At 60.0% G+C, this 22862-nt stretch carries 19 protein-coding genes; all 19 read left to right on the top strand.

Going from position 1 to position 22862, the window contains the following annotated elements:
• The first annotated feature begins 206 nt into the window (after window positions 1-206).
• On the top strand, window positions 207-1688 hold the full coding sequence (locus GDJ93_RS03535; RefSeq protein WP_152067762.1) for a DUF1846 domain-containing protein: 1482 nt from the start codon (window positions 207-209) through the stop codon (window positions 1686-1688).
• Window positions 1689-1944: 256 nt separating this feature from the next.
• Window positions 1945-2283 carry a helix-turn-helix domain-containing protein gene (locus tag GDJ93_RS03530; RefSeq protein ID WP_152067761.1) on the top strand — a complete coding sequence of 113 codons (339 nt, stop codon included), beginning with the start codon at window positions 1945-1947 and terminating at the stop codon, window positions 2281-2283.
• Window positions 2284-2461: 178 nt separating this feature from the next.
• Complete coding sequence (gene pyrG, locus GDJ93_RS03525) at window positions 2462-4123, top strand: CTP synthase (protein WP_055286060.1); 1662 nt, start codon at window positions 2462-2464, stop codon at window positions 4121-4123.
• Window positions 4124-4125: 2 nt separating this feature from the next.
• Window positions 4126-5067, top strand: a complete 942-nt coding sequence (gene xerD, locus GDJ93_RS03520; protein WP_193221433.1) for a site-specific tyrosine recombinase XerD — start codon at window positions 4126-4128, stop codon at window positions 5065-5067.
• A 462-nt stretch (window positions 5068-5529) separates the two neighbouring features.
• Window positions 5530-5964, top strand: coding sequence for a division/cell wall cluster transcriptional repressor MraZ (locus tag GDJ93_RS03515; protein WP_006234269.1), 435 nt, complete (start codon window positions 5530-5532; stop codon window positions 5962-5964).
• A gap of 20 nt (window positions 5965-5984) precedes the next feature.
• Window positions 5985-6950 carry a 16S rRNA (cytosine(1402)-N(4))-methyltransferase RsmH gene (gene rsmH, locus GDJ93_RS03510; protein ID WP_006234266.1) on the top strand — a complete coding sequence of 322 codons (966 nt, stop codon included), beginning with the start codon at window positions 5985-5987 and terminating at the stop codon, window positions 6948-6950.
• 90 nt (window positions 6951-7040) lie between these two features.
• Window positions 7041-7511 carry a hypothetical protein gene (locus GDJ93_RS03505; protein ID WP_152067760.1) on the top strand — a complete coding sequence of 157 codons (471 nt, stop codon included), beginning with the start codon at window positions 7041-7043 and terminating at the stop codon, window positions 7509-7511.
• Between the two features lie 182 nt (window positions 7512-7693).
• Window positions 7694-9394, top strand: a complete 1701-nt coding sequence (locus GDJ93_RS03500; RefSeq protein ID WP_306421710.1) for a peptidoglycan D,D-transpeptidase FtsI family protein — start codon at window positions 7694-7696, stop codon at window positions 9392-9394.
• 126 nt (window positions 9395-9520) lie between these two features.
• Entirely contained in the window at window positions 9521-10945 is a 1425-nt protein-coding gene (locus tag GDJ93_RS03495; protein WP_117770004.1) for a UDP-N-acetylmuramoyl-tripeptide--D-alanyl-D-alanine ligase, read from the top strand.
• 3 nt (window positions 10946-10948) lie between these two features.
• The gene (mraY, locus tag GDJ93_RS03490; protein ID WP_006234262.1) at window positions 10949-11968 is read left to right on the top strand and encodes a phospho-N-acetylmuramoyl-pentapeptide-transferase; all 1020 of its coding nucleotides are present in this window, start codon (window positions 10949-10951) and stop codon (window positions 11966-11968) included.
• Between the two features lie 9 nt (window positions 11969-11977).
• Window positions 11978-13384, top strand: coding sequence for a UDP-N-acetylmuramoyl-L-alanine--D-glutamate ligase (gene murD / locus GDJ93_RS03485; RefSeq protein ID WP_152067759.1), 1407 nt, complete (start codon window positions 11978-11980; stop codon window positions 13382-13384).
• Window positions 13385-13419: 35 nt separating this feature from the next.
• On the top strand, window positions 13420-14913 hold the full coding sequence (gene ftsW, locus GDJ93_RS03480; RefSeq protein ID WP_193221432.1) for a putative lipid II flippase FtsW: 1494 nt from the start codon (window positions 13420-13422) through the stop codon (window positions 14911-14913).
• Window positions 14903-16018 (top strand): undecaprenyldiphospho-muramoylpentapeptide beta-N-acetylglucosaminyltransferase, encoded by a 1116-nt coding sequence (murG, locus tag GDJ93_RS03475; protein WP_152067757.1) that lies wholly within the window; start codon window positions 14903-14905, stop codon window positions 16016-16018. Before ftsW ends, murG begins: the two co-directional genes overlap by 11 nt.
• A 97-nt stretch (window positions 16019-16115) precedes the next feature.
• Window positions 16116-17534, top strand: a complete 1419-nt coding sequence (gene murC, locus GDJ93_RS03470) for a UDP-N-acetylmuramate--L-alanine ligase (RefSeq protein WP_152067756.1) — start codon at window positions 16116-16118, stop codon at window positions 17532-17534.
• Between the two features lie 5 nt (window positions 17535-17539).
• Window positions 17540-18451: a UDP-N-acetylmuramate dehydrogenase gene (gene murB, locus GDJ93_RS03465; protein WP_006234257.1), complete on the top strand. Its 912-nt coding sequence runs from the start codon at window positions 17540-17542 to the stop codon at window positions 18449-18451.
• 424 nt (window positions 18452-18875) lie between these two features.
• On the top strand, window positions 18876-19664 hold the full coding sequence (locus GDJ93_RS03460; RefSeq protein WP_226812441.1) for a cell division protein FtsQ/DivIB: 789 nt from the start codon (window positions 18876-18878) through the stop codon (window positions 19662-19664).
• 199 nt (window positions 19665-19863) lie between these two features.
• The gene (gene ftsZ / locus GDJ93_RS03455; protein ID WP_022094491.1) at window positions 19864-21018 is read left to right on the top strand and encodes a cell division protein FtsZ; all 1155 of its coding nucleotides are present in this window, start codon (window positions 19864-19866) and stop codon (window positions 21016-21018) included.
• Window positions 21019-21228: 210 nt separating this feature from the next.
• Complete coding sequence (locus GDJ93_RS03450) at window positions 21229-22029, top strand: purine nucleoside phosphorylase YfiH/LACC1 family protein (RefSeq protein ID WP_152067754.1); 801 nt, start codon at window positions 21229-21231, stop codon at window positions 22027-22029.
• Window positions 22026-22862 carry a phosphate ABC transporter substrate-binding protein gene (locus GDJ93_RS03445; protein ID WP_055251678.1) on the top strand — a complete coding sequence of 279 codons (837 nt, stop codon included), beginning with the start codon at window positions 22026-22028 and terminating at the stop codon, window positions 22860-22862. Before GDJ93_RS03450 ends, GDJ93_RS03445 begins: the two co-directional genes overlap by 4 nt.

The following is a 22862-nucleotide window of genomic DNA, read 5'->3' as shown; positions in this document are numbered from 1 at the left end:
CCCGTTCGCTGGCTTTGGCTCTGCCTGTGACGTTTTCATTGTTGGTGCTGAGTGCCTTGTTTCCCGTCCCAAATGATCTACCCCGGGTCCCCGGTGGTTGCGGTGGGCGTGTTTGGTTGGTGCCTGTTGATGGTCTGGGTATCGGGGAGGGCGGGCTCCGTTATAATCGCCTAGAACATTAAATGGAAACGGGACGGGAGCCATATATGCGCCAGGGTTTCGACAATGCGAAGTATATCGAGCTGCAGGCTGCTCACATTAAGGAGCGCATCTCACAGTTTGGTGGCAAGCTCTATTTGGAGTTTGGCGGCAAGCTGTTCGATGACTATCATGCGAGCCGCGTGCTGCCGGGTTTTGAACCGGACAGCAAGTTCCGCATGCTCAAGAGCATCGCCGACGATGTCGAGGTTATCATCGCGATCAACGCGAACCATATCGAGAAAAACAAGGCTCGCGGTGACCTTGGCATTACCTATGACGAGGATGTGCTGCGCCTGGTTGACTTGTTCCGCGGCAACGGCTTTGCCGTCGCGGCTGTGGTCATCACCCAGTACGCCGGCCAGCCTGCTGCCGATGTGTTCCGCAACCGCCTGAACGCGCTCGGCATTCCTGCCAAGCTGCACTATCCCATCGAGGGCTACCCGCACGATGTCGATCTGATCGTGTCCGATGATGGCTACGGCAAGAACGAGTTTGTCGAGACCACCCGACCGCTCGTCGTGGTCACTGCCCCCGGTCCTGGCTCGGGCAAGCTTGCCACCTGCCTGTCTCAGCTCTATCACGAGCACAAGCATGGCACGGCCGCCGGCTATGCCAAATTCGAGACCTTCCCGGTTTGGAATCTGCCCCTTACGCATCCGGTCAACATTGCCTACGAGGCCGCCACGGCAGACCTCGATGACGCCAACATCATCGACTCCTTCCACCTTGAGGTCTACAACAAGACCACGGTCAACTACAACCGCGACGTCGAGGCCTTCCCGGTAGTCCGTGCCCTGATGGAAAAGATCCTGGGCAAGAGCCCCTACCAGAGCCCTACGGACATGGGCGTCAATATGGTTGGCTTTGCCATCACCGATGACGATGCCTGCCGCGACGCTTCCAAGATGGAGATCGTCCGCCGCTACTTTACCGCGGTCGAAAATGTGCGCCGTACCGGCGTGGGCGATGAGCAAGTCGACCGTCTCAAGATTATTATGAAGAAAGCCGGCATCGATAAGAACTACTCACCGGCGCGCTCGGCGGCCCTCACCAGGGAGCAGCTGACGGGTGGTCCCGTGGGTGCCATGGTCATGCCCGATGGCTCCGTGGTGACCGGTAAGACCTCCACGCGCCTGGGCGCCGCAAGTTCGCTCATTATGAACGCCCTCAAGCATGTCTCGGGCGTCGACCTTGAGCTCGAGGTCATTAGCGATGAGGCGATCGAGCCCATCAGCAAGCTCAAGACGCATTTCCTGGGCAGCAAAAACCCGCGCCTCCACACCGACGAGACGCTTATGGCGCTATCGATCACCTCGGCCACGAGTGAGACGGCCGCTCGCGTCCTTTCGGGCCTGGAGCAGCTGCGCGGCTGCGATGCCTTCTTTAGCGTGATTATCTCGCCGACGGACGAGACGGTGCTGCGCAAACTGGGTATCAACGTGTGCTGCGAGCCCAAGTTTGAGCGCCGCGGTTTCTTCCATCGCTAAGTTTGAAGCACCGCGGTAATTGCATTGCATTTTGGCCGTATCGGGTTAGCGCCCGGTACGGCTTTTTGATCAATAAAGCGCCTATTTCGGCGAAAAATAGCTGTTTACCTGCCTAGAGACAATTTGAGCGGTATACAATAACCGTAACTGTTTCATCCTTAGCGGGATGCCGCATGATGGATATTACCTGCCATCGTGAGGTGTGTCGGTCGCGCACGGCGCGTTAGATGCTCGTGCTCGGTTTGAGGAGGCTGCTATGGCGGGCAAGGGTCGTGCGAGTGTCAACGATATGAAGCGTGTCGAGGTGCTGGTGTTGATGGAGATCGACCAGCAAACCAAAGACAATGGCGGGCCGTATAGTTTCTCGCGCAAAACGCTTGCCGAGCGCGTGGGGGTTTCGCCGTATCGTGCCCGCGCCGCAATCGATCGCTTGGATTCCGAAGGCATGATTGATGTCGTCTCGCGTTATAGCGACGACGGCGGTCAGCTTGCAAATGGCATTTGCCTCACCGAACGTGGCGAGTGGTATCTTGAGGGCGTCCGTACCGGCATGCTCGTTCAAGAAATGCTTGAGGACGAGGTTGCTGATCGATAGCAGCATGTAACCCTTGCCATAGCGACGCCGCCTGGGAAACCGGGCGGCGTTTTGTTTCAAGATTGAGAAATGCAATCGCACGCGAGAAAAATTGCGAACGGTCCGCGGCGCGAGTATTACAATGAAGACCCGTAAGATGTGGATAAACAACTTCTACGGGAAGCGCAGGTAACTCAATATGACCAAGCATGTGTTCGTAACCGGTGGCGTGGTTTCGTCCCTGGGCAAGGGTATCACCGCGGCCTCGCTGGGCCGTCTGCTCAAGTCGCGTGGCTACAAAGTAACGATGCAGAAGGCCGATCCGTATCTGAACGTCGACCCCGGTACCATGAGCCCCTTCCAGCATGGTGAGGTCTTCGTTACCGAGGATGGTTACGAGTCCGACCTGGACCTGGGTCATTACGAGCGCTTTATTGATGAGAACCTGACCCGCGATTCCAACTTTACGACCGGCGCCATCTATAAGAGCTTGATCGCCCGCGAGCGTCGCGGCGACTTTTTGGGCGGTACCGTGCAGGTGATTCCTCACGTCACCAATGCCATTAAGGACAAGTTCCGCCGCATCGAGGAGCAGACCGGCTCCGATGTAGTCATCACCGAGCTGGGCGGCACGATCGGCGACATCGAGTCCCAACCGTTTGTCGAGGCCATCCGTCAGTACCGCAAGGAGGCCGGCCCCGAGAACGTCTGCTACATCCACGTGTCGCTCGTTCCCTATATCGCCGCCGCCCACGAGGTCAAGACCAAGCCCACGCAGCATTCCGTCAAGGAGCTCCGCAGCTTTGGCATCCAGCCCGATATCATCGTGCTGCGCTCCGACCACCATATCGATGACGCTATCCGCGGAAAGATCGCAAGCTTCTGCGACGTCGACACCGATTGTGTCTTTACCAACGAGGACTGCGCGAGCATTTACGATGTTCCGCAGCTGCTTGCCGAGCAGGACTTTGACCTGCGCATTTGCGAGCGCCTGGGTCTGGACCCGCGTGAGCGCGACATGAGCGAGTGGAACGAGTTCCTGCGCAAACAGAATCACGCCAACCATCACGCCGACAAGGTGAAGATTGCCGTCGTGGGTAAGTACACGCAGCTGCCCGATGCGTACCTGTCGGTTATCGAGGCCCTGCACCATGCGGGCGTCTTCTACGATCGCCATGTGGACGTCCAGCTGGTCGACGGCGAGAGCCTCGACGAGCAGAATGTCTCCGAGGTTCTGGGCGACGCCTCGGGCATCCTGGTCCCCGGCGGCTTTGGCAAGCGCGCCCTGGAGGGCAAGATTCTCGCGGCCGAGTTTGCCCGTGAGCACAAGATTCCGTATCTGGGCATTTGCCTGGGTATGCAGGTGGCCGTGTGCGAGTTCGCCCGCAACGTCGTCGGCCTTGCCGGTGCCAGCTCCTCCGAGTTCGATCCGGACGGCCCGTTTAGCGTCATCGATCTGATGAGCTCGCAGGAGGACGTGACCGAGAAGGGCGGCACCATGCGCCTGGGCGCCTATCCGTGCAAGCTCGCCGCCGATACCCTCGCGCGCGAGGCATATGGCGAGGAGCTCGTCTACGAGCGTCATCGTCACCGCTTTGAGTTCAACAACGCCTTCCGCGACCAGCTCGAGGACGCCGGTTTGGTTATCTCGGGCCTGTCGCCCGACGAGCGCCTGGTCGAGATGGTCGAGCTGCCGCGCGACGTGCATCCGTGGTATGTGGCAACCCAGGCTCATCCCGAGTTCAAGAGCCGTCCGACCAACCCGCAGCCGCTGTTCCGCGAGTTCGTGCGCGCTTCGATCGGCCAGCACGAGGGTGTCGACCGTCTGCAGGTGACGCCCATGAACCTTGCTACGGACTAAGGGTGCCGTCGAATAAGGAACATACCGAAGCTACTCCCTCGTCGCTCGCCGTGGCGGCGGGGGAGTATCTCGATTACCTCGCGGTCGAGCGGGGTTTGGCGCGCAACACGATTGCGGCCTATCGTCGTGACCTGACGACGTACTGCGCCTATCTGGAGCGGGCGGGTATTGTGTCTTTTGAAGAGGTGACTCGTCAGGTCGTGGAGGGCTTTGTCGCCGACCGTCGCGATGGGGGCTATTCCGATGCCTCGGTGGAGCGTGCGCTTGCGGCCGTGAAGGGCCTGCATGCCTTTTTGGTGCGCGATGGGGCTGTGGCCCAAAATCCAACGGCGGCGTTGCGCCTACCTAAAAAGGCTGAGCGTTTGCCGGAGTATCTATCGGTGGAGGATGTCTCGGCGCTGCTCGATCAAGATTTCCCCGAGGGCGAGATGGGCTTGCGTGACCATGCCATCTTGGAAGTGCTCTATGGATGCGGTTTGCGTGTGAGCGAGTTGGTGGGACTCGATGTGGGCGATATCCATATCGACGATGGTTTTGTGCTCGTTCGCGGTAAGGGCTCGAAGGAACGCCTGTCCCCGCTGGTGGGAAGCGCGGCGCGAGCTCTGGCGCTTTATGTAACTGAGGGGCGTTCTCGCTTGGCGGCCCATGCCCGCGGAGCCGAGACCTCGGCGGTCTTTTTAAATAAGAACGGCCGCCGTCTGTCGCGCCAGGGCATCCATGCCATCTGTGAGCGCTACGGGCGCCAGGTGGGACTGGTGGGACTCCATCCCCATACGCTGCGTCACTCCTTTGCCACCCATATGCTTGCGGGCGGCGCAGACCTCCGTGTGCTACAGGAGATCTTGGGACATGCCGATATATCGACCACGCAGGTCTACACGCATGTCGATCGTACGCAACTGACCGAGGTCTATTTGGCGGCGCACCCGCTGGCACATCGTTAACACATCGCTGACCTGCATATTTATAGGTATTTGGGGACGGGCTCCAGATTGCCGCGGCGTGCTTTTGCGCGCGCATGGGCAATCTGGGGCCCGTCCCATTTTTCGCCAGACACCGACGCGGTGGTGGGCCGTGTGTACCGTGGGCGGGGGAGTTTGGGGGCGATGTGAACGGCGTGTAAAGGGACGTAAAAATCGCCTCAAGGTCAACTTGAAGGTTGAGGTTCGCGGGCGTGGTTCTACAGGTGGCATCCCGCCGTTGCTGTAAACACAACATATTGTGTTTTCGAACATATGCTCGGGGGTGTTTTGCAACATATAGGGGGTGGAGTGGTGGGGCGGGGTGGGGGAAGGGGTGGGGAAAGGTGTTGAAAAATGGGGTGGTTCCCCATATTATTAATGACGTCGACAGGCGGGGCGGTTCCCCGCGTACGTGCCATCTGAGTAACCGAGGGGAGGGCGCACATGGGAATGACGGGTGCATACGAGCGCAATCTCGATGCAAAAGGTCGTCTGTCCCTGCCTGCACCCCTTCGCGAGGAGCTTGGAGAGCACGTTCGCGTGTTCAAAGCCCTGGATGTCGATGCTCTGTACGTGTTCTCTGCCGAGGCCTTCGATAAGTGGGTCGAAGGACTCTTCGCGGGTCGTGAGGGCCACGAGGGTTTTAACCCGCGTGACATTAATGACCAGAAGCTCATGAGGGCGATCAACAAGCGCACCACGTCGATGGACGTGGACAGCGCCGGTCGTATCGGTCTTTCCGAGTCTCTCCGCAAGCAGGCGAACCTCGACCGCGAGGTCACGGTTGTGGGCAACTACGACCACCTTGAGGTTTGGGATCGCGCCGCGGCCGATGAGGACGATGACGATGAGGCCCTGCTGGACCTCTTCTTCTCGTAAGGGCAAGGCACGGGTAACGGATGGAGCGTGGGATCTTGACACAAGAATATCGGCATGAACCTGTCATGCTCGGCGAAGTGCTTGAGTCGCTGCGGCTAAAGAGCGGCTCCGTTGTCTGCGATTGCACCCTTGGCGGTGCCGGCCATTCGGTAAAGATGGCCGCGCAGGTGGGGGAGACGGGCCTTTTGCTCGGCGTCGATCAGGACGACATGGCCCTCGAGGCCGCTGGCGCCCGTCTGGACCGCGAGGTTCCCGGCGTTCCGCACCAGCTGCTGAAGGGCAACTTCGGCGACTTGGACGAGCTTCTTTGCTCGGCCGAGGTGCCCGGGGTCGATGGCTTCCTGTTCGATTTGGGCGTTTCGTCACCGCAACTCGATATCCCTGGCAGGGGCTTTTCGTATAACGAGGACGCCCCATTGGACATGCGGATGGATCCGGGTAATAACACCTTAAACGCAGCTGAGGTCATCAACACCTATAACGAACACGACCTCGCCCGGATTCTACGCGTCTACGGCGAAGAGAAGTTCGCCTCGCAGATCGCGCGCGAGATCGTGCGCCGCCGCGAGCAAGAACCGATCGAAACCACCGGCCAATTTGTCGAGATCATCAAGGCGGGTATCCCGGCTGCCGCTCGTCGGCATGGCGGACACCCGGCCAAGAAAAGTTTCCAGGCCATTCGCATCGAGGTCAATCACGAGCTCGATGTGCTCGAACGAGGGCTTGATGCCGCCACCAGGTGGCTCAACCCGGGCGGACGTATCTGCGTCATCTCGTATCACTCGCTCGAGGACCGTATCGTAAAGAACCACTTTAAGGAGATGAGCCAGGGGTGCACGTGTCCGCCGGAGATTCCGGTGTGCGTGTGCGGCAACGTGCCGATACTCAAGGTCATCACCCGCAAACCCCTGGTTGCCCAGCCTGATGAGGTTGAGCGCAACCCTCGGGCGAGATCAGCCAAAATCCGCGTGGCGCAGCGTCTGTAGACGCGACCGCGCGATATTGGACCTCCCGCTCGCACCATAAACGAAGCTTAAACACACTACCAACGTACTCGGGATGGGAGGCGGCATATCATGGGCTACAACACTTCAAGCGCAGCACTCGCCTATGATATGAACGCCATGCCCGCCTATCGTGAGACGCCGCAGGCCCCCGTTGCTCCCCGTGAGCAGCGCGCGCCGCGCTTTGATGTCTACACGGGCGCGGGCCGTCAGGCAAACCAGGCGGTAAGCCCGGTTTTCATGAGCGTTCTTAAAACGTTTTGCATCATTGCGGCTATCTTCATGACGATCGGCGTCGCCCGCGTGGCGCTCGCCGGCGTTACGGCCCAGGTGCTCAACAGCAACGCCGAGCTTACCAACACGCTCGAAAAGGCGACCGATGAGAGCTCCGACCTGGAGGTCATGCATTCGGTCTACGGCGCCGACACGCGCATTCGCGACCTTGCGGGCGCTTATGGCATGGTGGAGCCCAGCGAGAGCGTTACACTTGACTTTTCGCAGGATGCAGCCGCGGGCGCCAACGCGACCGCGACCGCTCAGTAGCAAGACGGTAGCTGAGTATGACAAATGACTATCGCCGCGGTTCCGATGGGGGCCGCGGTTCTGGACGTCCCTCGTCGCGGGGACGTTCTGGTTATCAAGGAACGGGTCGGCAATCTTACAACGCCGGGCGGTCCCGTGGCAACGACCTGGCGTCGCGACTTCGCGGCTCGGGCGGCCCTCAAGTGCATAACACCAGGTCGCGCAAGAGTTCGTCGACCGAATGGCTCACAGGCGCGCCTCTGCCTCGCCGCAAAGCCGTCATGGGCTTCATCGGGCTTGGCTTGGGCTTGGGCGTCTTTCGCCTTGCCGACTATCAAATTGTCGAAGCCGATAAACTGCGCGAGCGTGCCGATGCGCGCCGCCTGCTTGCGCAGACCCTCTATGCCAAACGCGGCACCATCTACGACCGCAACGGCAACGTGTTGGCGTCGTCGGTCGAATGTCGCAACATCGCCGTGAACCCGCAGCTTGTCGAGGATGTTGACAAGACGGTGTCGGCGCTGGTCAAGGCAACTGGAATCGATAAAAAGACCTGCCGCAAGCTCGTTGAGTCCGATGGAACCTGGGTGTATATCAAGCGCCAGGTGGACGAAGACGATGTTGCGGCGCTGGAGAAGAAGAACCTGCCCGGCGTGCTTTTTGAGCAGGCCATGAAGCGCGTATATCCATACGGCAATCTGGCATCGCAGGTGCTGGGTGTAGTGAATGTAGACAACGACGGCTTGACGGGTCTCGAAAAGCAATACAACAAGCTTCTGACCGGCACGAACGGTTCTCTCGTACGCGAGCGCGCGAGGGACGGCAGCTATATCGCGGGCGGTGCCTATAAAAAGGTGGCTGCGGTCGACGGCGTTGATATCGTGACGACGCTCGACGTCAATATCCAGCGTGCGGCCGAGGATGCCCTGGCAGAGGCGGTTGAGAAGACTAAGGCCAAGAACGGCTCGGCGCTGGTCACCGATCCTACGACAGGCGAGATTTTGGCAGCCTGCTCGTACCCGACCTACGACCAGACCGATCTGGAGAATGCCAAGACCGAGGATATGAATCTGCGCCTGGTCACCGACGCCTACGAGCCCGGCTCGGTCTTTAAGACGCTCGTGGCGGGCGCCGGCTTCGACTTGGGCGTCGTGCGATCGAGTACGTCGTTTGAGGTGCCGGCGAGCATCAAGGTGGGCGACGATACCGTCACCGATGCCGACAAGCGCGACTATGCCATGACCATGGATGTGCGCGAGATGATGCGCCGTTCGTCCAACGTGGGCTTTGTCCTAGTGGGGCGCAAGATCGGTGCCGACGACTTTGCCGCCTATGTGGACAAGTGGGGCATCGGTCACAGCTCGGGTGTCGATTTTCCGGGAGAGAGCCTGGGTATCGTCAAGGAGCGTGACCAGTATGACGGCGCCACGCTGGGCTCGATGAGCTTTGGACAGGCACTGTCCGTCTCGCCGATTGAGATCGCACGTGCCGTGGGCGGCATCGCCAACGGCGGCGTGATGATGACACCGCACTTCTATAAGTCCAGCAAAGGCGACGAGAAGGACTGGGGCGAAGGTGAGCGCGCGATTTCGGAGGACGCCGCATCCCAGGTGACATCGTGCATGCAGACGGTCGTGTCCGAGGGAACGGGCGTTGGCGGCGCGGTTGACGGCTATGACGTGGCGGGTAAGACCGGTACGGCCGAACGTGCCGACGAGAACGGCGGCTACCTCAAGGAGAACTACATGTCGTCCTTTATGGGCTTTGCACCGGCACAATCGCCCAAGGTGCTGTGCTATATCACGCTCGACGGAACGCCGAGCGGCTCAGATGCCGCTGCGGTGCCGTTCCAGTCCATTATGGCCAACGCGCTCGACGTGCTGGGTATCCCGCACACGAAGTAGGGGGTTACAATCTTTGGGGCGTGGTTTGTTGTCCCATATGAGGGTGTTCACATGCCCTGCACCACGCATGTGCGGCGCTGGGATACAATACGCCGATAGCATTATTAGGTTTACAGGGGAGCTGCAATGATAGAGATCGCCGTCAACAACCTCGCGGCCGCAACAGGGGCCCGAACCGTGACGGGAGAAGCCGATCGGGTATGCCGCGGGTGCGTTATCGACTCGCGCCAGGTCGAGGAAGGGACGATTTTCGTCGCCTTTCCCGGTGAAAACGTCGACGGCAATGATTTTGCTTCCCGTGCCGTCCAGTCGGGTGCCGGCGCCGTCGTGATGACGCGTGAGCCCGAGGCCGAGCTGGTCTCGCTGGCGCAGGACAAGGGGTGCGCCATCCTGCTGACCGATGATCCCGAGGAGTTTCTGCTGCGTTTGGCGCACACGTATCGCCTGGAGCTTGGCTGCCTGGTCGTTGGCATTACCGGTTCCATCGGCAAGACGACGACCAAGGACGTGCTCGCCGCCGTGCTCGCCAAGCGCTATCGTGTCTGGGCCACCAAGGGCAATTTCAATAACCTGATCGGCATGCCGCTCACGGTGCTTTCCGCTCCGGCCGATACCGAGGTCCTGGTGCTCGAGATGGGCATGAACCATTTCCACGAGATTGAGCGCCTGTCCCAGTCCGCCAATCCCAACCTTGCCATCGTGAGCAAGATTGGTACCTCTCACATCGGCATTTTGGGCAGCCGCGAGAACATCGCCCGCGCTAAGGCCGAGATTGTCCAGGGTATGTGCGCCGCCGGCGACTTCTTGCCGCTGCTGGTTTTGGGCGGCGAGGACGACTTTACGCCGTTCATTCGCGATACGTTCGCCCAGCCTGCTGGTATCGATGTGATGCTGGCCGGCGTCTCGGACGATGATGAGGTCCGTGCCCGCGACATTCGTGTTGATGACGAGGGACGTCCGGTCTTTACGCTCGATTTTGGCCAGGGTGAGACGATCGATACCATGCTTGCCATCCCCGGCGTGCAGTCCGTTCCTAATGCCGTTAAGGCCGCCGCGGTTTCCTATCGCCTGGGCGTGACGCCCGAGCAGATCGATGCTGCCTTTAGGGGCCTCACGATCACCGGTCACCGCCAGGAGATCAAGCGCGCCAAGAGCGGTGCCCGCGTCATCGACGATTCCTATAACGCCAGTGCCGAATCCATGGCTGCTGGCCTCGATCTACTGTGCTCGCTTTCGTGCACGGGGTCTCGCATGGCGATCCTGGGCGAGATGGGCGAGATGGGCGATGAGGCTCCTCGCATGCATGAGCTCGTGGGCGCCTATGCGGCCGCCAAGAAGCTCGACATGCTGGCGTGCGTGGGTGGTGAGCTGGCCCAGCTTATGGCCGATGCCGCGCGCATGATGGGCATGGACGAGGACCGCATCCAGGTGTTCTCCGATTATCAGCAGGTGCTCGACCGCATGGGCGGCGCGCTTGAAAAACATGATGTTGTACTGGTCAAGGGTTCCCGCTTTGTTGAGCTCGACCGCTTTGTGGAAGGTGTGTGCTAGCCCATGTTCGGCAATCCCTCGTATCCAACGTATCAGGCTTTTTTGGGGCTTGGCATCGCCGCTGCCATTGCGCTGCTGCTCATGCCGTGGTGGATCAAGCTGCTCAAGGTCGAGGGTATCGGCCAGCAGGTTCGTGCCGACGGCCCCAAGCGTCATTTGGTTAAGCAGGGAACGCCCACCATGGGTGGCGTTGTCATCCTCGTCGCGATCTCGCTGACCTGCCTGCTGATGGGCAAGCTCACCACCGAGCTCGTGCTCGTGCTGCTCGCCACGCTGGCGACCGGCGTGCTGGGCCTGATCGACGACCTGACTTCCGTTACGCATGGGCGCTCGCTCGGTCTGACGCCTCATGCCAAGATGATCGGTCTAACCATTATCTGTGTCACCTTTACGGTACTTGCCGTCAACTGGTGCGGCGTCGCCCCCGAGATTCGTTTTCCCGGCGGCCTGACGATTGACCTCGGTGTTCTTTCGACCACTATCTGCGGCCTTTCGTTCCCGTGGCTTTACATTGTCTTTTGCTGGCTGATGATCGCCGGTCTTTCTAATGCCGTGAACCTGACTGATGGCCTTGACGGTCTTGCCGGCGGCACCTCCATGATTGCCATGCTCGCCATGGCTGCCATGGCGTTTTTGCACGGAGACGTGAACCTGTCCATCTTCTGCACCGCGTGTGCCGGTGCCTGCTTGGGCTTTCTGTGGTTCAACTGCTATCCGGCGAGCATCTTTATGGGCGATACCGGCTCGCTTGCCCTAGGCGCCGCGTTTGCCTGCACGTCCATCATGACCAACACCGAGGTCGTCTCCCTCATCATCGGCGGCCTGTTTATCGTTGAGACCCTGTCGGTCATGATTCAGGTTGTCTACTTCCACTTTACGCACAAGCGCGTCTTCCTTATGGCGCCCATCCATCATCATTTCGAAAAGAAGGGCTGGGCCGAGACCAAGGTCGTCATCCGTTTTTGGATTATCGCTGCTGCCTTTGGTGCCGTTGGCCTTGCCCTGTTCTTCCAGTTGGGATAGTGGTCTTTCATGCCTCTTGCTGATGTCTTTAGCCTGCTCGTTTTGGGTCAGGGCAAATCCGGTCTCGATGTCGCCCGCTGGGCGCTGGCACATCCCGAGCGCGTAAGTGCCGTTACCGTGTATGGCGGTGGCACCTCTGAGCCCAATGACACCACGCGTGCGCTCGAGGCTGCTGGTGCGTCGTTTGTCTATGGGACCGAACAGGTCGAGGGCGCCTATGACGTATGCGTGACGTGCCCGGGCATCTCGGAGTTCTCGGGCTTCTTTAAGGCCGGGCGCGAGCATGCCGCCCAGATTATGGGTGAGCCCGAGTTTGCCTATCGCCTGTCGCCCGATAACTGGATTGCCATCACGGGCACCAACGGCAAGACGACCACCACGTCGCTGGCTGATTATCTGCTTAAGGCTGCCGGCGAGGCCAGCGTTGCTGTCGGCAACATCGGCGAGCCGCCGGTCAACGAGATTGACGGCCGAGCCCACAACGAGTGGTTTGTGGCTGAGCTCTCGAGCTATCAGATTGCTACGACAACCGAGCTCCACCCCCGCGTGGCGGTGCTGCTCAACATCACTCCCGACCACTTGGGCTGGCATAAGAGCCATAAGAACTACGCGCTTGCCAAGATCAAACTGTTTGACAATATGGTCGATGACGATCTGGCGGTTGTCGACGTCGAAGACGCCGGCATTCGCGAGTTCGATGAGTACATCTACACGCCGGGTCGTCGCATCTGCAAGGTTGCCTTTGACGAGCCTGAGGGTGAGGATGCCGCCTTTGTGCGCGATGGCAAGATGATCGTGCGCCTGAAGGGCGTCGAGACCCCGCTCGTCGCTACATCCGAGCTCAAGATCTCGGGCCATCACAATGTTATCAATGCCCTGTGCGCCGCCACGGCTGCCCTGGCAGTCGGTGCCGATGTCGATGGTATCTGCCGTGGTCTGGCCTCGTTCCAGCCGCTCGAGCACCGTGTGGAGCCGTGTGGCGAGATTGACGGCGTGCGCTACGTCAACGATTCCAAGGCGACCAACACCGATGCGGTCGAGAAGGCACTGACGGCATTTCCCGATGACGACGTGATCTTGCTGCTCGGCGGCCACGATAAGGGCACGCCGCTCACGGACTTCGCGCGCGTCGTTATGGACAACGTGCGCTCGGTCGTCTGCTTTGGCGATGCGCGCGAGCGCTTCACCGCCGCTATGGACGAGGCCGATGTCGATGGCGATGTGGATATCGCCCAGGCGGATGACCTACGCGACGCCGTGGACGTCGCCCGTTCGCTGTCGAGCCGTGGTGACGTGATCTTACTTTCTCCTGCCTGCTCTTCGTTCGATGAGTTCTCGGGCTATGAGGAGCGCGGCCGCGTGTTTAAGGACTACGTGGCCCAGCTTGCCGCTGCGGCGAAATCACAAATGGAATAGGGGTTGCGGTGAGAGAGGAGAGCCCCCGACAAGGTATGAGGAGGCCCGACTCGGACCGTGCTTCCTCACGTCGTATCACACCGCGTTCCAGCCGCGGCGGGCAGTCGTTTAGCGAACGCTATATTGCCGGCGTTCCCGCCCGTATCATGCGCCCCCGTTTGATATTCATGGCCTGCTTGTTTACCTTGGTATGCTTTGGCCTGCTGATGGTGTACTCGGCGTCTTCGGTCGAGGCGCTGCACGAGAATGGCTCGGCGACGTTTTTTCTGGGTCGACAGGCCGCGTTTGCCGTGGTCGGTGTTCTGGCGCTGATTGCCATCGTGCGCGTTTTGCCGGACAGCTGGTTTGGGGAGGATGTGCTCAGGATCTTCCTCATCGGCATGATAGGGCTACTGCTTCTGGTGTTCTTGGTGGGCAGCGGCAGCCGTGGCGCCACGCGCTGGCTCAACATCGCCGGCATTCAGTTCCAGCCTTCCGAGTTTTTAAAGCCATTTGCCATTGCGTATTCGGCCATCATGCTCGATCGCTTCTTTTCGCCCGGTGGCAACATCAACGAATTCCTTCGCAAGATGGGCATCTACCTGGGCATTTCGCTCTTTCTGATCTTTATCCAGCCCGATTTCGGTACTGTCCTGATCATCCTGTTGACCCTCATGTGCATGGCGTTGTTTGCGGGTCTCGACCCCAGATTTATCATCGGCGTGCTAATCTTCGGCATTCTCGTGATCGTGCTTGCGCTTGTCGCAGAGCCGTACCGTATGGTGCGTATTCAGGTTGCCTTGAACCCTTGGGCCGACGAGTATGGTGACGGCTATCAGGCCACGCTTGCCATCATGGCCTTTGCCTCGGGCGGTCTGTTCGGCCGTGGCATCGGCAACTCAACCATGAAGTACTCGTATCTGCCCGAGGCGCACAATGACTACATCCTGGCTATCATTGGCGAGGAAGTCGGCTTTGTCGGAACCGTGCTGTTCTTCTTGGTGTTTGCGATGCTGATCTACTCGGCGTTTCGCATTGCCGAGCAGGCGACCGATCGTCGGGGCGCGCTCATGGCGTCTGGCTCCGCGGTCATTCTCGCGGTGCAGTTTTTGATTAACGCGCTGGGCATCCTCAACGTGTTTCCCATGACGGGCAAACCGTTGCCGTTTATTAGCTACGGCGGTTCGTCGATCATTGTGTCGCTTATGCTTGCCGGGTTGATCCTGCGCGTTTCGTACGAGAGCGCCCGCCGCGATGAGTATGACCGCCGACGTGAGAGCTTTGCCGTTATGGATGAGAGTACCGCCGGCGTGCCCCACGTGCGCGGCGAGCGATCTTCGCGTAACGGTTTTACCGTCCTGGATGGCTCTGCGACCGAGCCGGCAGCCCGCCCGCGTCAGCGAACGGCGCCGCAAGGTCGTCCTCAGCGCCCCACTCCTCGCAATGCGGGCGGCGGATATAATCGAATCGATTTGAACTCGGACCCGTCGGCACGTCTGCGTATCGACGACCAGGGACCGCGCGTACGAAGGGACTACCATGACCGATAAAATGACCGTTGCTATTGCAGCCGGCGGCACGGCAGGGCACATCAACCCCGCGCTCGCCTTGGCCGAAGAGCTGCGTGACCGCGGCCACCACGTTGTGTTCGTGGGCCAGTCGCGCAAGCTCGAGGGTCGTCTGGTCCCCGAGGCTGGGTTTGATTTTGTGCCCATTACGGTCACGGGCTTCGACCGCTCCCGTCCTTGGACGGCGCTGACCTCGCTGTGGCGTGTCAACAAGGCCAAACGTGCGCTCGCCAGTCATTTCTCAAAGGTCGGCAAGCCCGATGCCGCCATTGGTTTTGGTGCCTATGTCGAGGTTCCGCTGCTGGGGTGGTGCAAGGGCGCGGGCGTTCCGTATCTGCTGCATGAGCAGAACTCTGTTCCGGGCCTGGCCAACAAGATGATGAACTCCCACGCCGCCCGCGTGTGCATCTCGGTGCCGGCAGCGCGTTCGGTCTTTGAGCGCGAAGGTGACCCTGGCCACGTGCTCATGACCGGCAACCCCGTACGTCGCTCGGTACTCGAGGGCGATCGCGCTCGCGGCCGCAAGGCACTTGGCGTTCCCGAGGACGCTACGCTGTTGCTCGTCTTTGGCGGTTCACTTGGCGCCCAGCACCTCAACGAGCGCGTGGCTTCGCTCAAAAACGAGCTGCTTTCGCGCAAGAACCTCTATGTGTTGCATTCGACGGGTGCCGACGGCTTTGAGGAGACCGAGCGCGCTTTGGCGCTGACGCCCGAGGAGGCGAAGCGTTACCGCGTCCAGCCTTACATCGACAACATGGGCGATATGCTGGCTGCTGCCGATTTGGTGCTCTCGCGTTCGGGTGCATCGAGCGTGGCCGAGATCGCTGCGCTCGCCGTGCCCTCGGTGCTCGTGCCGTATCCGCATGCGACGGCCGACCACCAAACCACCAATGCCCGTTATCTGGTCGACGCCGGGGCCGGTGTGCTTTGCGCCGATGCCGATATCGACGGTTCTGCCTTTGCCGATGAGCTGCTGCACCTGGTCGATGACGCGGCGGCGCGCGACGCCATGCGTCAGGCGGCGCGTGGTCTGGCTCAGGATAGGGCCGCCGCTCTTCTGGCCGATGCGGTAGAGGGTTTGCGTTAGTTAGACGGGATATCGTCGGTCGCCCTCGCGCTGATGCGGTAGGTGCGGTACAGTTAACGGGTTACAGGCAGTGTTTACGCAAGGAGTACACGAGCACATGGCTGATTCCCAGACTGCAACCTCCGCGCCCGAGTTTAAGAGCGCCCACTTTATCGGTATCGGCGGCGCCGGCATGAGCGGCATCGCCCTCGTTCTGCACGAGCGCGGTTATGCCGTTACCGGCTCCGACCTTAAGACGTCACGTTATATCCGCCAGCTTACCCGCGCTGGTGTGAAGGTGCATGTGGGCCATGAGACTGCCACGATCGACGAGGTCAAGCCCGACGTGGTTGTTGTCTCCACCGCTATTCCGGAGTCCAACCCTGAACTCGTGCGCGCTCGCGAGCTTGGTATTCCCGTGTGGCCCCGTGCCAAGATGCTCTCTGCTTTGGGCCACGGCTACACCACCGTCGCTGTTGCCGGCACGCATGGCAAGACCACCACGTCTTCGATGTGCGCCACCATGCTCGACCGCATGGGTCTGGATCCGAGCTTCTTGATCGGCGGCATCGTCGAGGGCTATGACACGAACGGCAAGAACGGCTCGGGCGACTACTTTGTCGCCGAGGCCGACGAGTCCGACAGCTCCTTCCTGTTCCTGAACCCCAACGTAGTCATTGTGACCAACGTCGAGGCCGACCACCTCGATCACTACTCGGGTATCGAGGAGATCGAGGCAACTTTCGCCAAATTCATGAGCCTGGTGGGCGAGGACGGCACCGTCATCGTCTGCGGTGAGGACCCGCATCTGGCCGAGCTCGCCAAGTCGACGGGCCGTCACGTGCTTTCCTACGGCTTTGCCGAGAGCAACGACATCGTCTGCATGCACCCGGATGTCAAGGGCATCCAGAGTGACTTTATCGTTCGCTTTGAGGATGGCACTGAACATGCCGTGGAGATCAAGAGCAATCCCGGTCGCCACAACATGCTCAACGCCACGGCGGTGCTCACCGTCGCCCATGTCCTGGGCCTTGACATCGACGCCGCCGCCAAGGCGCTCTCGAGCTTTGAGGGCGTTCGCCGCCGCTTTACCCACGTGGGCGATATCGATGGCATCACCGTGGTCGATGATTACGGCCATCACCCCACCGAGATCAAGGCGACGCTTGCTGCCGCTTCGTCGCTGGGCTACAAGCACGTCGACGTCGTGTTCCAGCCGCACCGCTATTCGCGCCTGCAGGCCCTGTGCGACGACTTTGCCGATGCATTTGCCAATGCCGATAAACTGCTGCTGATTGATGTGTTCTCGGCTGGCGAGATGCCCATCCCGGGTGTCACCTCTAAGATGCTCGCCGATACCGTGCGCGCCAAGCATCCTGGCAAGGAGGTCGTGTACTGCTCCAGCCGTCTTGAGCTCAATCAGGAGCTCGAGCAGATGGTGGGCGAGGGCGACCTGCTGCTCACCATGGGTGCCGGTGACGTTACGACCGTCGGTCCCGAGTTCATTGAGTATCTGACTGCCAAGAAAGACGCTTAAGCCTAATGGGTCTGTTTAACGCCGTCATGGCGCTCTCGGGCATGATCGACACGGATGTGATCGAGGACGAGCGCCTTGCGCGTCATACGAGCTATCGTATCGGCGGCAAGGCCGACCTCTTTGTGACGTGCCATAGCTATCATGCCCTCCGCCGCGCCGTGGCGGTGCTCGATCGCGAGCAGGTGCCGTGGGTCATCATAGGCAAGGGCTCCAATCTGCTGGTTGCCGATGGCGGTTATCGCGGTGCCGTCATTTCGCTCGGACGTGAGTTTCAGCGCACGGTTGTTGCCGATGACGGTTGTACGCTGACGGTCGGTGCGGGCGTGATGTTTGCGCGCCTGGTCAACGATGCCCTGTCGCGTAGCCTCTCGGGCCTTGAGTTTGCCGTTGGCATCCCTGGCTCGGTCGGCGGTGCGATATCTATGAATGCCGGCACACGGACCGAGTGGATTGGCTCGCTGGTTGAGGATGTCGTAACGTTTGACCCGGCATCCGGTATCAAGCATTATGCGGGGTCCGAGATCACTTGGGGCTACCGCGAATGTAGCCTTCCCCGCAATGAGATCATCCTCGAGTGCGTGCTCAAGCTTAAACCGGCGCCCAAGGCCGACATTCGCGAGCGCATGGAACGGTACCTGACGAGGCGCAAGCGTACGCAGCCCATGGGTCGCGCATCCTGCGGGTCGGTCTTTCGCAACCCGCCCGATGCGAGCGTGGGCAAGCTTATCGAGGATTGTGGATTAAAGGGTTTTTCGATTGGCGGCGCGGAAGTTTCGCCCGTTCACGCTAATTTTATCGTTAATAACGGAACTGCCTCGGCCGATGACGTTGCCGCGGTTATCAGACATGTGCACGGAAAGGTGAGGGAGGCGTATGGCATCGAGCTCAGACCGGAAGTTAAATTCCTCGGCTTCTAGAGCATCGAAACCCACCTTCCGCCGCGCCGGAGGGTGTTCCGGCGCGCCTGCCAAACCTCAACGCAATACCGTCGCGCACTCTAAGTCTGTCGGGCATGCTCGACAGGCCGGTCGTCCGGTCGTCGGCTCGCAGCTCGGTAATCGTCCGGCCGCAAAAAAGTCCTCGCGTCCCTCGGTGACGTCAAAGCCTGTTATGGGCGCCAAGCCTGCCCGTCCCATGGCAACTCCTAAGCCCTCGACGGGAACTAATGCGGCTCGTCCGGGTCGCACGCTGGGCGCATCGAAACCGCGCTCGCTGACATCGGTGCCGGCTACCGCCAAGAAGCCTTCGAGTAAAAAAGGTGTCAACCCGTTGTCTTCACTTGGGGCGATGGCAAATAAAACATCAGACGCCGCTTCAGCCGTTGCAGGCAAAGGCAAAATCGTGGGCGGCGTTCTGGCCGTCTTGGCCGTGCTCGTCGTCGTTGCCATCGTGGTGATCAACTCTGGATTGTTTACCGCCACTGATATTCAGATTCAAGGCAGCGAGCATGTGACGAAGCACGATGCTATCCAGCTGATCGATTTGCCCGAGGGAACGTCGCTTTTTAACGTCGATCCCGACCAGATTACCGAGGACCTCAAGCAGAACCCGTGGGTCTCGGGCGTGGATGTCCAGCGTCAGTTCCCGCATACGCTCATCATTACGCCGATGGAGCGCAAGGTCATCGCAATTGCCTATATCAGCTCCGATGACCTTGCTTGGGCCATCGGGGATGATGACACTTGGATCGCCCCACTGTCGACGTCGGTCGAAGTGGACGACCAGGGCAACGTCATCACGACAGGGCAGGGTTCAAATACCTTGACCGGAATCGATGCCGCGCTGGCGCTCGCTAAACATTATGGCGCGGTGCTGTTGACTGATGTCTCGGCGGATGTCGCTCCGGTTTCCGGCCAGGCGGTGAGCTCCAAGGCCGTTAAGGCCGGCCTGGATTATGTGCGTGGTTTTTCGAGCGAGTTCTTGGGACAAGTCAAGGATATTTCCACGCCTTCGGTCGAAGCCATCTCGGCAAACCTCAATAACGGCATTGAGGTGTCGCTGGGCGATTCGGACGATATCGCCAAGAAAGAACGCGTAGTCACCAAGTTGCTTTCGCAGGTAGAGGGCGTAACGTATATCAATGTGCGCTCTCCGGGCAACTATACATTTAGGAATGCTCCGACCTCGTAACGCTGGTTGTTACTTTGTTGAGGGGCCATACCACGCCGTTTATCTGGTTTGTTTGGTTTTCACGGTCAATTATTTGACTGATACGTTCATAATGTGCAAACATAATACGGTTTACCTTTGCATTTACTTTCAACCTGAAGGTTAATGTGCGCAGGGGTCGACCCATGCTATGGCTATAACCTTTGTTCGGAGGACCGACATGCACGAGACAGAGATCAACAACTACCTTGCCGTCATTAAGGTGGTCGGCGTCGGCGGCGGCGGTACCAACGCGGTCAATCGAATGATCGAAGAGGGCATCCGCGGCGTCGAGTTTGTTGCCATCAACACCGATGCTCAGGCACTCGCGATCTCTGATGCCGATATCAAGGTGCACATCGGCACCGACCTTACCCGCGGCCTGGGCGCCGGCGCCAACCCCGAGGTTGGCCGCAAGGCTGCCGATGAGTCCCGCGACGACATTGCCGAGGCGCTCGCTGGCGCCGACATGGTGTTCATCACCTGCGGCGAGGGCGGTGGCACCGGTACCGGCGCTGCTCCCATCGTTGCCGATATCGCGATGAACGAGGTCGGTGCGCTGACCGTCGCCGTCGTGACCAAGCCCTTCACCTTCGAGGGCCGCAAGCGCAAGAAGAGCGCCGAGGAGGGCATCAAGACCCTCTCCGATTGCGTCGACACCATGATCGTCATCCCTAACGATAAGCTGCTCGACATCGCCGAGAAGAAGACCACCATGCTCGAGGCCTTCGCGATTGCCGATGGCGTCCTTTCCCAGGGCACCCAGGGCATCACCGACCTCATCACCGTCCCCGGTATCATCAACCTGGACTTCGCCGATGTTAAGACCATCATGAAGCAGGCCGGTACCGCCATGATGGGTATCGGTACCTCTTCTGGGGATACCCGTGCCGTCGACGCTGCCCAGCAGGCCATCTCCAGCCCGCTGCTCGAGAGCTCCATCGATGGTGCCACGCGCGTGCTGCTCTCCATCGCCGGTTCCAAGGACCTGGGCATCCAGGAGATCAGCGACGCCGCCGACGTTGTCGCCAACGCCGTCGACCCCGAGGCCAACATCATCTTCGGTACCGTTGTCGACGAGTCCCTGGGCGATCAGGTGCGTATCACCGTCATCGCTACGGGCTTCTCCGACTCCAACGTCAACCGTCAGGACGAGCTCTTTGCTGCTCAGCAGTCTCAGAGCAAGGCCGCTGCCTCCGCTGAGCCGCAGCGCACCGCTCCTGCCACGAGCCCGGCTCAGGCCGCTCCGACCCGCAACGTCGGTGGCACCGAGCTTCCTAACTTCGGCAACGATCAGTTCGAGCTTCCCGACTTCCTGAAGCGCGGTAGCTTCTAAGTCGTTCTTTGCATTGTTGTGCACAGGGGCGTGTCCGTATGGACGCGCCCTTTTAATTTCGACTTTGTAAACTAGAACCTCCAATCTCTTTACGTTCCCTTTACGATTGCCTCCAGCGCAGCAGGTATCCTTTTAGAGAAGTATGACAGCCGTATAAACGCGGGCTGTAGCGGCGATGCCGCGGTACTTGTGTTATTAGGAGGCTTTAGTATGGCAGCACGTGCGGACAACGTTTCGCGTGTCGACCATGATGGAGTTACGTTGGTGGAGGGCGCGACATCCGATGTTCGCTTTGCCTTCACCGAGCGCGCCGGTGGCGTTTCCGAAGATGCGTACTCCTCACTCAACTTGGGCTCGCATGTTGGCGATGACCCCTTTGCTGTTCAAGAAAATCGTCGTCGTGCGCTCGAAGCTATGGGTGCCGCCGAGTGCGAGCACAACCTGCTCGTTCCCAATCAGGTCCATGGTGATCATATCGTTGCGGTGACCTCGAACGGCGCCGATGACCTTGAGGACGTTCGCGAGCAGATTGCCGAGGGCTGTGATGCCATCGTCTGCACGGCGCATAACGTGCCCGTGCTGCTCTGCTTTGCCGACTGCGTTCCCGTGGTGCTGGTGGCCCCTGGCGGATTTGCCGTGGTGCACTCCGGTTGGAAGGGCACGATTGCACGTATTTCTGCCAAGGCGTGCCAGGCGCTTTGCGATGCTGCCGGCTGCGATGCGAGCAACGTTTCCGCCTATATCGGCCCCCATATCTTGGGTGACGAATATGAGGTATCCCAGGAACTCATGGATCGCTTTGCCGCCGAGTTCTCTTGCATCGATGCGAGTGCCTCTCGCATGCTCGATCTTTCCGCTGCCATTCGCGAGGCGCTGGTAGATGTCGGTGTCGACGCGGATAATATCGTGGATACCCAGCTTTCGACTGTGCGTCAGAACGACCGCTTTTATTCCTACCGTAACGAGGACGGCACCTGTGGGCGCCATGCTGCGATCGGCGTGATGCTATGAGAAAGATCGTATCGGTCCTGAGCGCCGCTGTGCTTACGCTTACGCTGTGCGCCTGTTCTTCGGGATCTTCTACCTCTTCCATTACCGTCGCCGGCTCCACGACCTGCCTTCCTATCGCCGAGATTGCGGCCGAGGGCTTTAAGGAGGAGACCGGCATCGACGTGCTCGTTTCCGGTTTGGGTTCTTCCGCTGGCATCGAGGCCGTCAGCGCCGGCACGGCCGATATCGCCAGCTCCTCCCGTGGACTCAATGCCGACGAACAGGATCTGGGCCTGACTCCCATCGTCATTGCCCACGACGGTATCGCGGTCATCGTGAACGACGATAACCCGGTCGATAACCTCTCGACCGAGCAGCTCCGCGATATTTACGCCGGCAAGATCACCAACTGGAAAGAAGTCGGTGGCGAGGACCTGAGGATCCAGGTCATCAATCGAGATGAGGCGTCCGGCACGCGTGAGGCCTTCCGCACCATCGTGATGGACGGCACCCCGTTCGATCGCCGCTCGGCCGTTCTTTCGGGCACGGGCCAGGTGCGCGACGTGGTATCTCGTTCGCGCGGTGCCATTGGCTACATTTCGCTGGGCTTCGTCGATAGTCTCAACGCCAAGACCTCGGTCAAGGCCGTCTCGGTCAATCATGTTGAGGCGTCCGAGAAGACGGTCGCGAGCGGCGGCTATCCCATCTCACGCGACCTTTACTTCTTTGTGAAGGGTGCGCCTTCGCAGCAGGCGCAGGATTACATCGACTATGTGACGTCCGAAAAGATGGACAAGCAGATTCGCGAGGCGGGCTTTATTCCCGTCACCAACGACGAGAAGGGGAGTGAGTAG

The sequence above is a fragment of the Collinsella aerofaciens genome (assembly GCF_902501475.1).
Taxonomy (GTDB): domain Bacteria; phylum Actinomycetota; class Coriobacteriia; order Coriobacteriales; family Coriobacteriaceae; genus Collinsella; species Collinsella aerofaciens_AL.
Note: the sequence above shows the minus strand (reverse complement) of the source record. Positions and strands in the feature narration are given on the sequence as shown.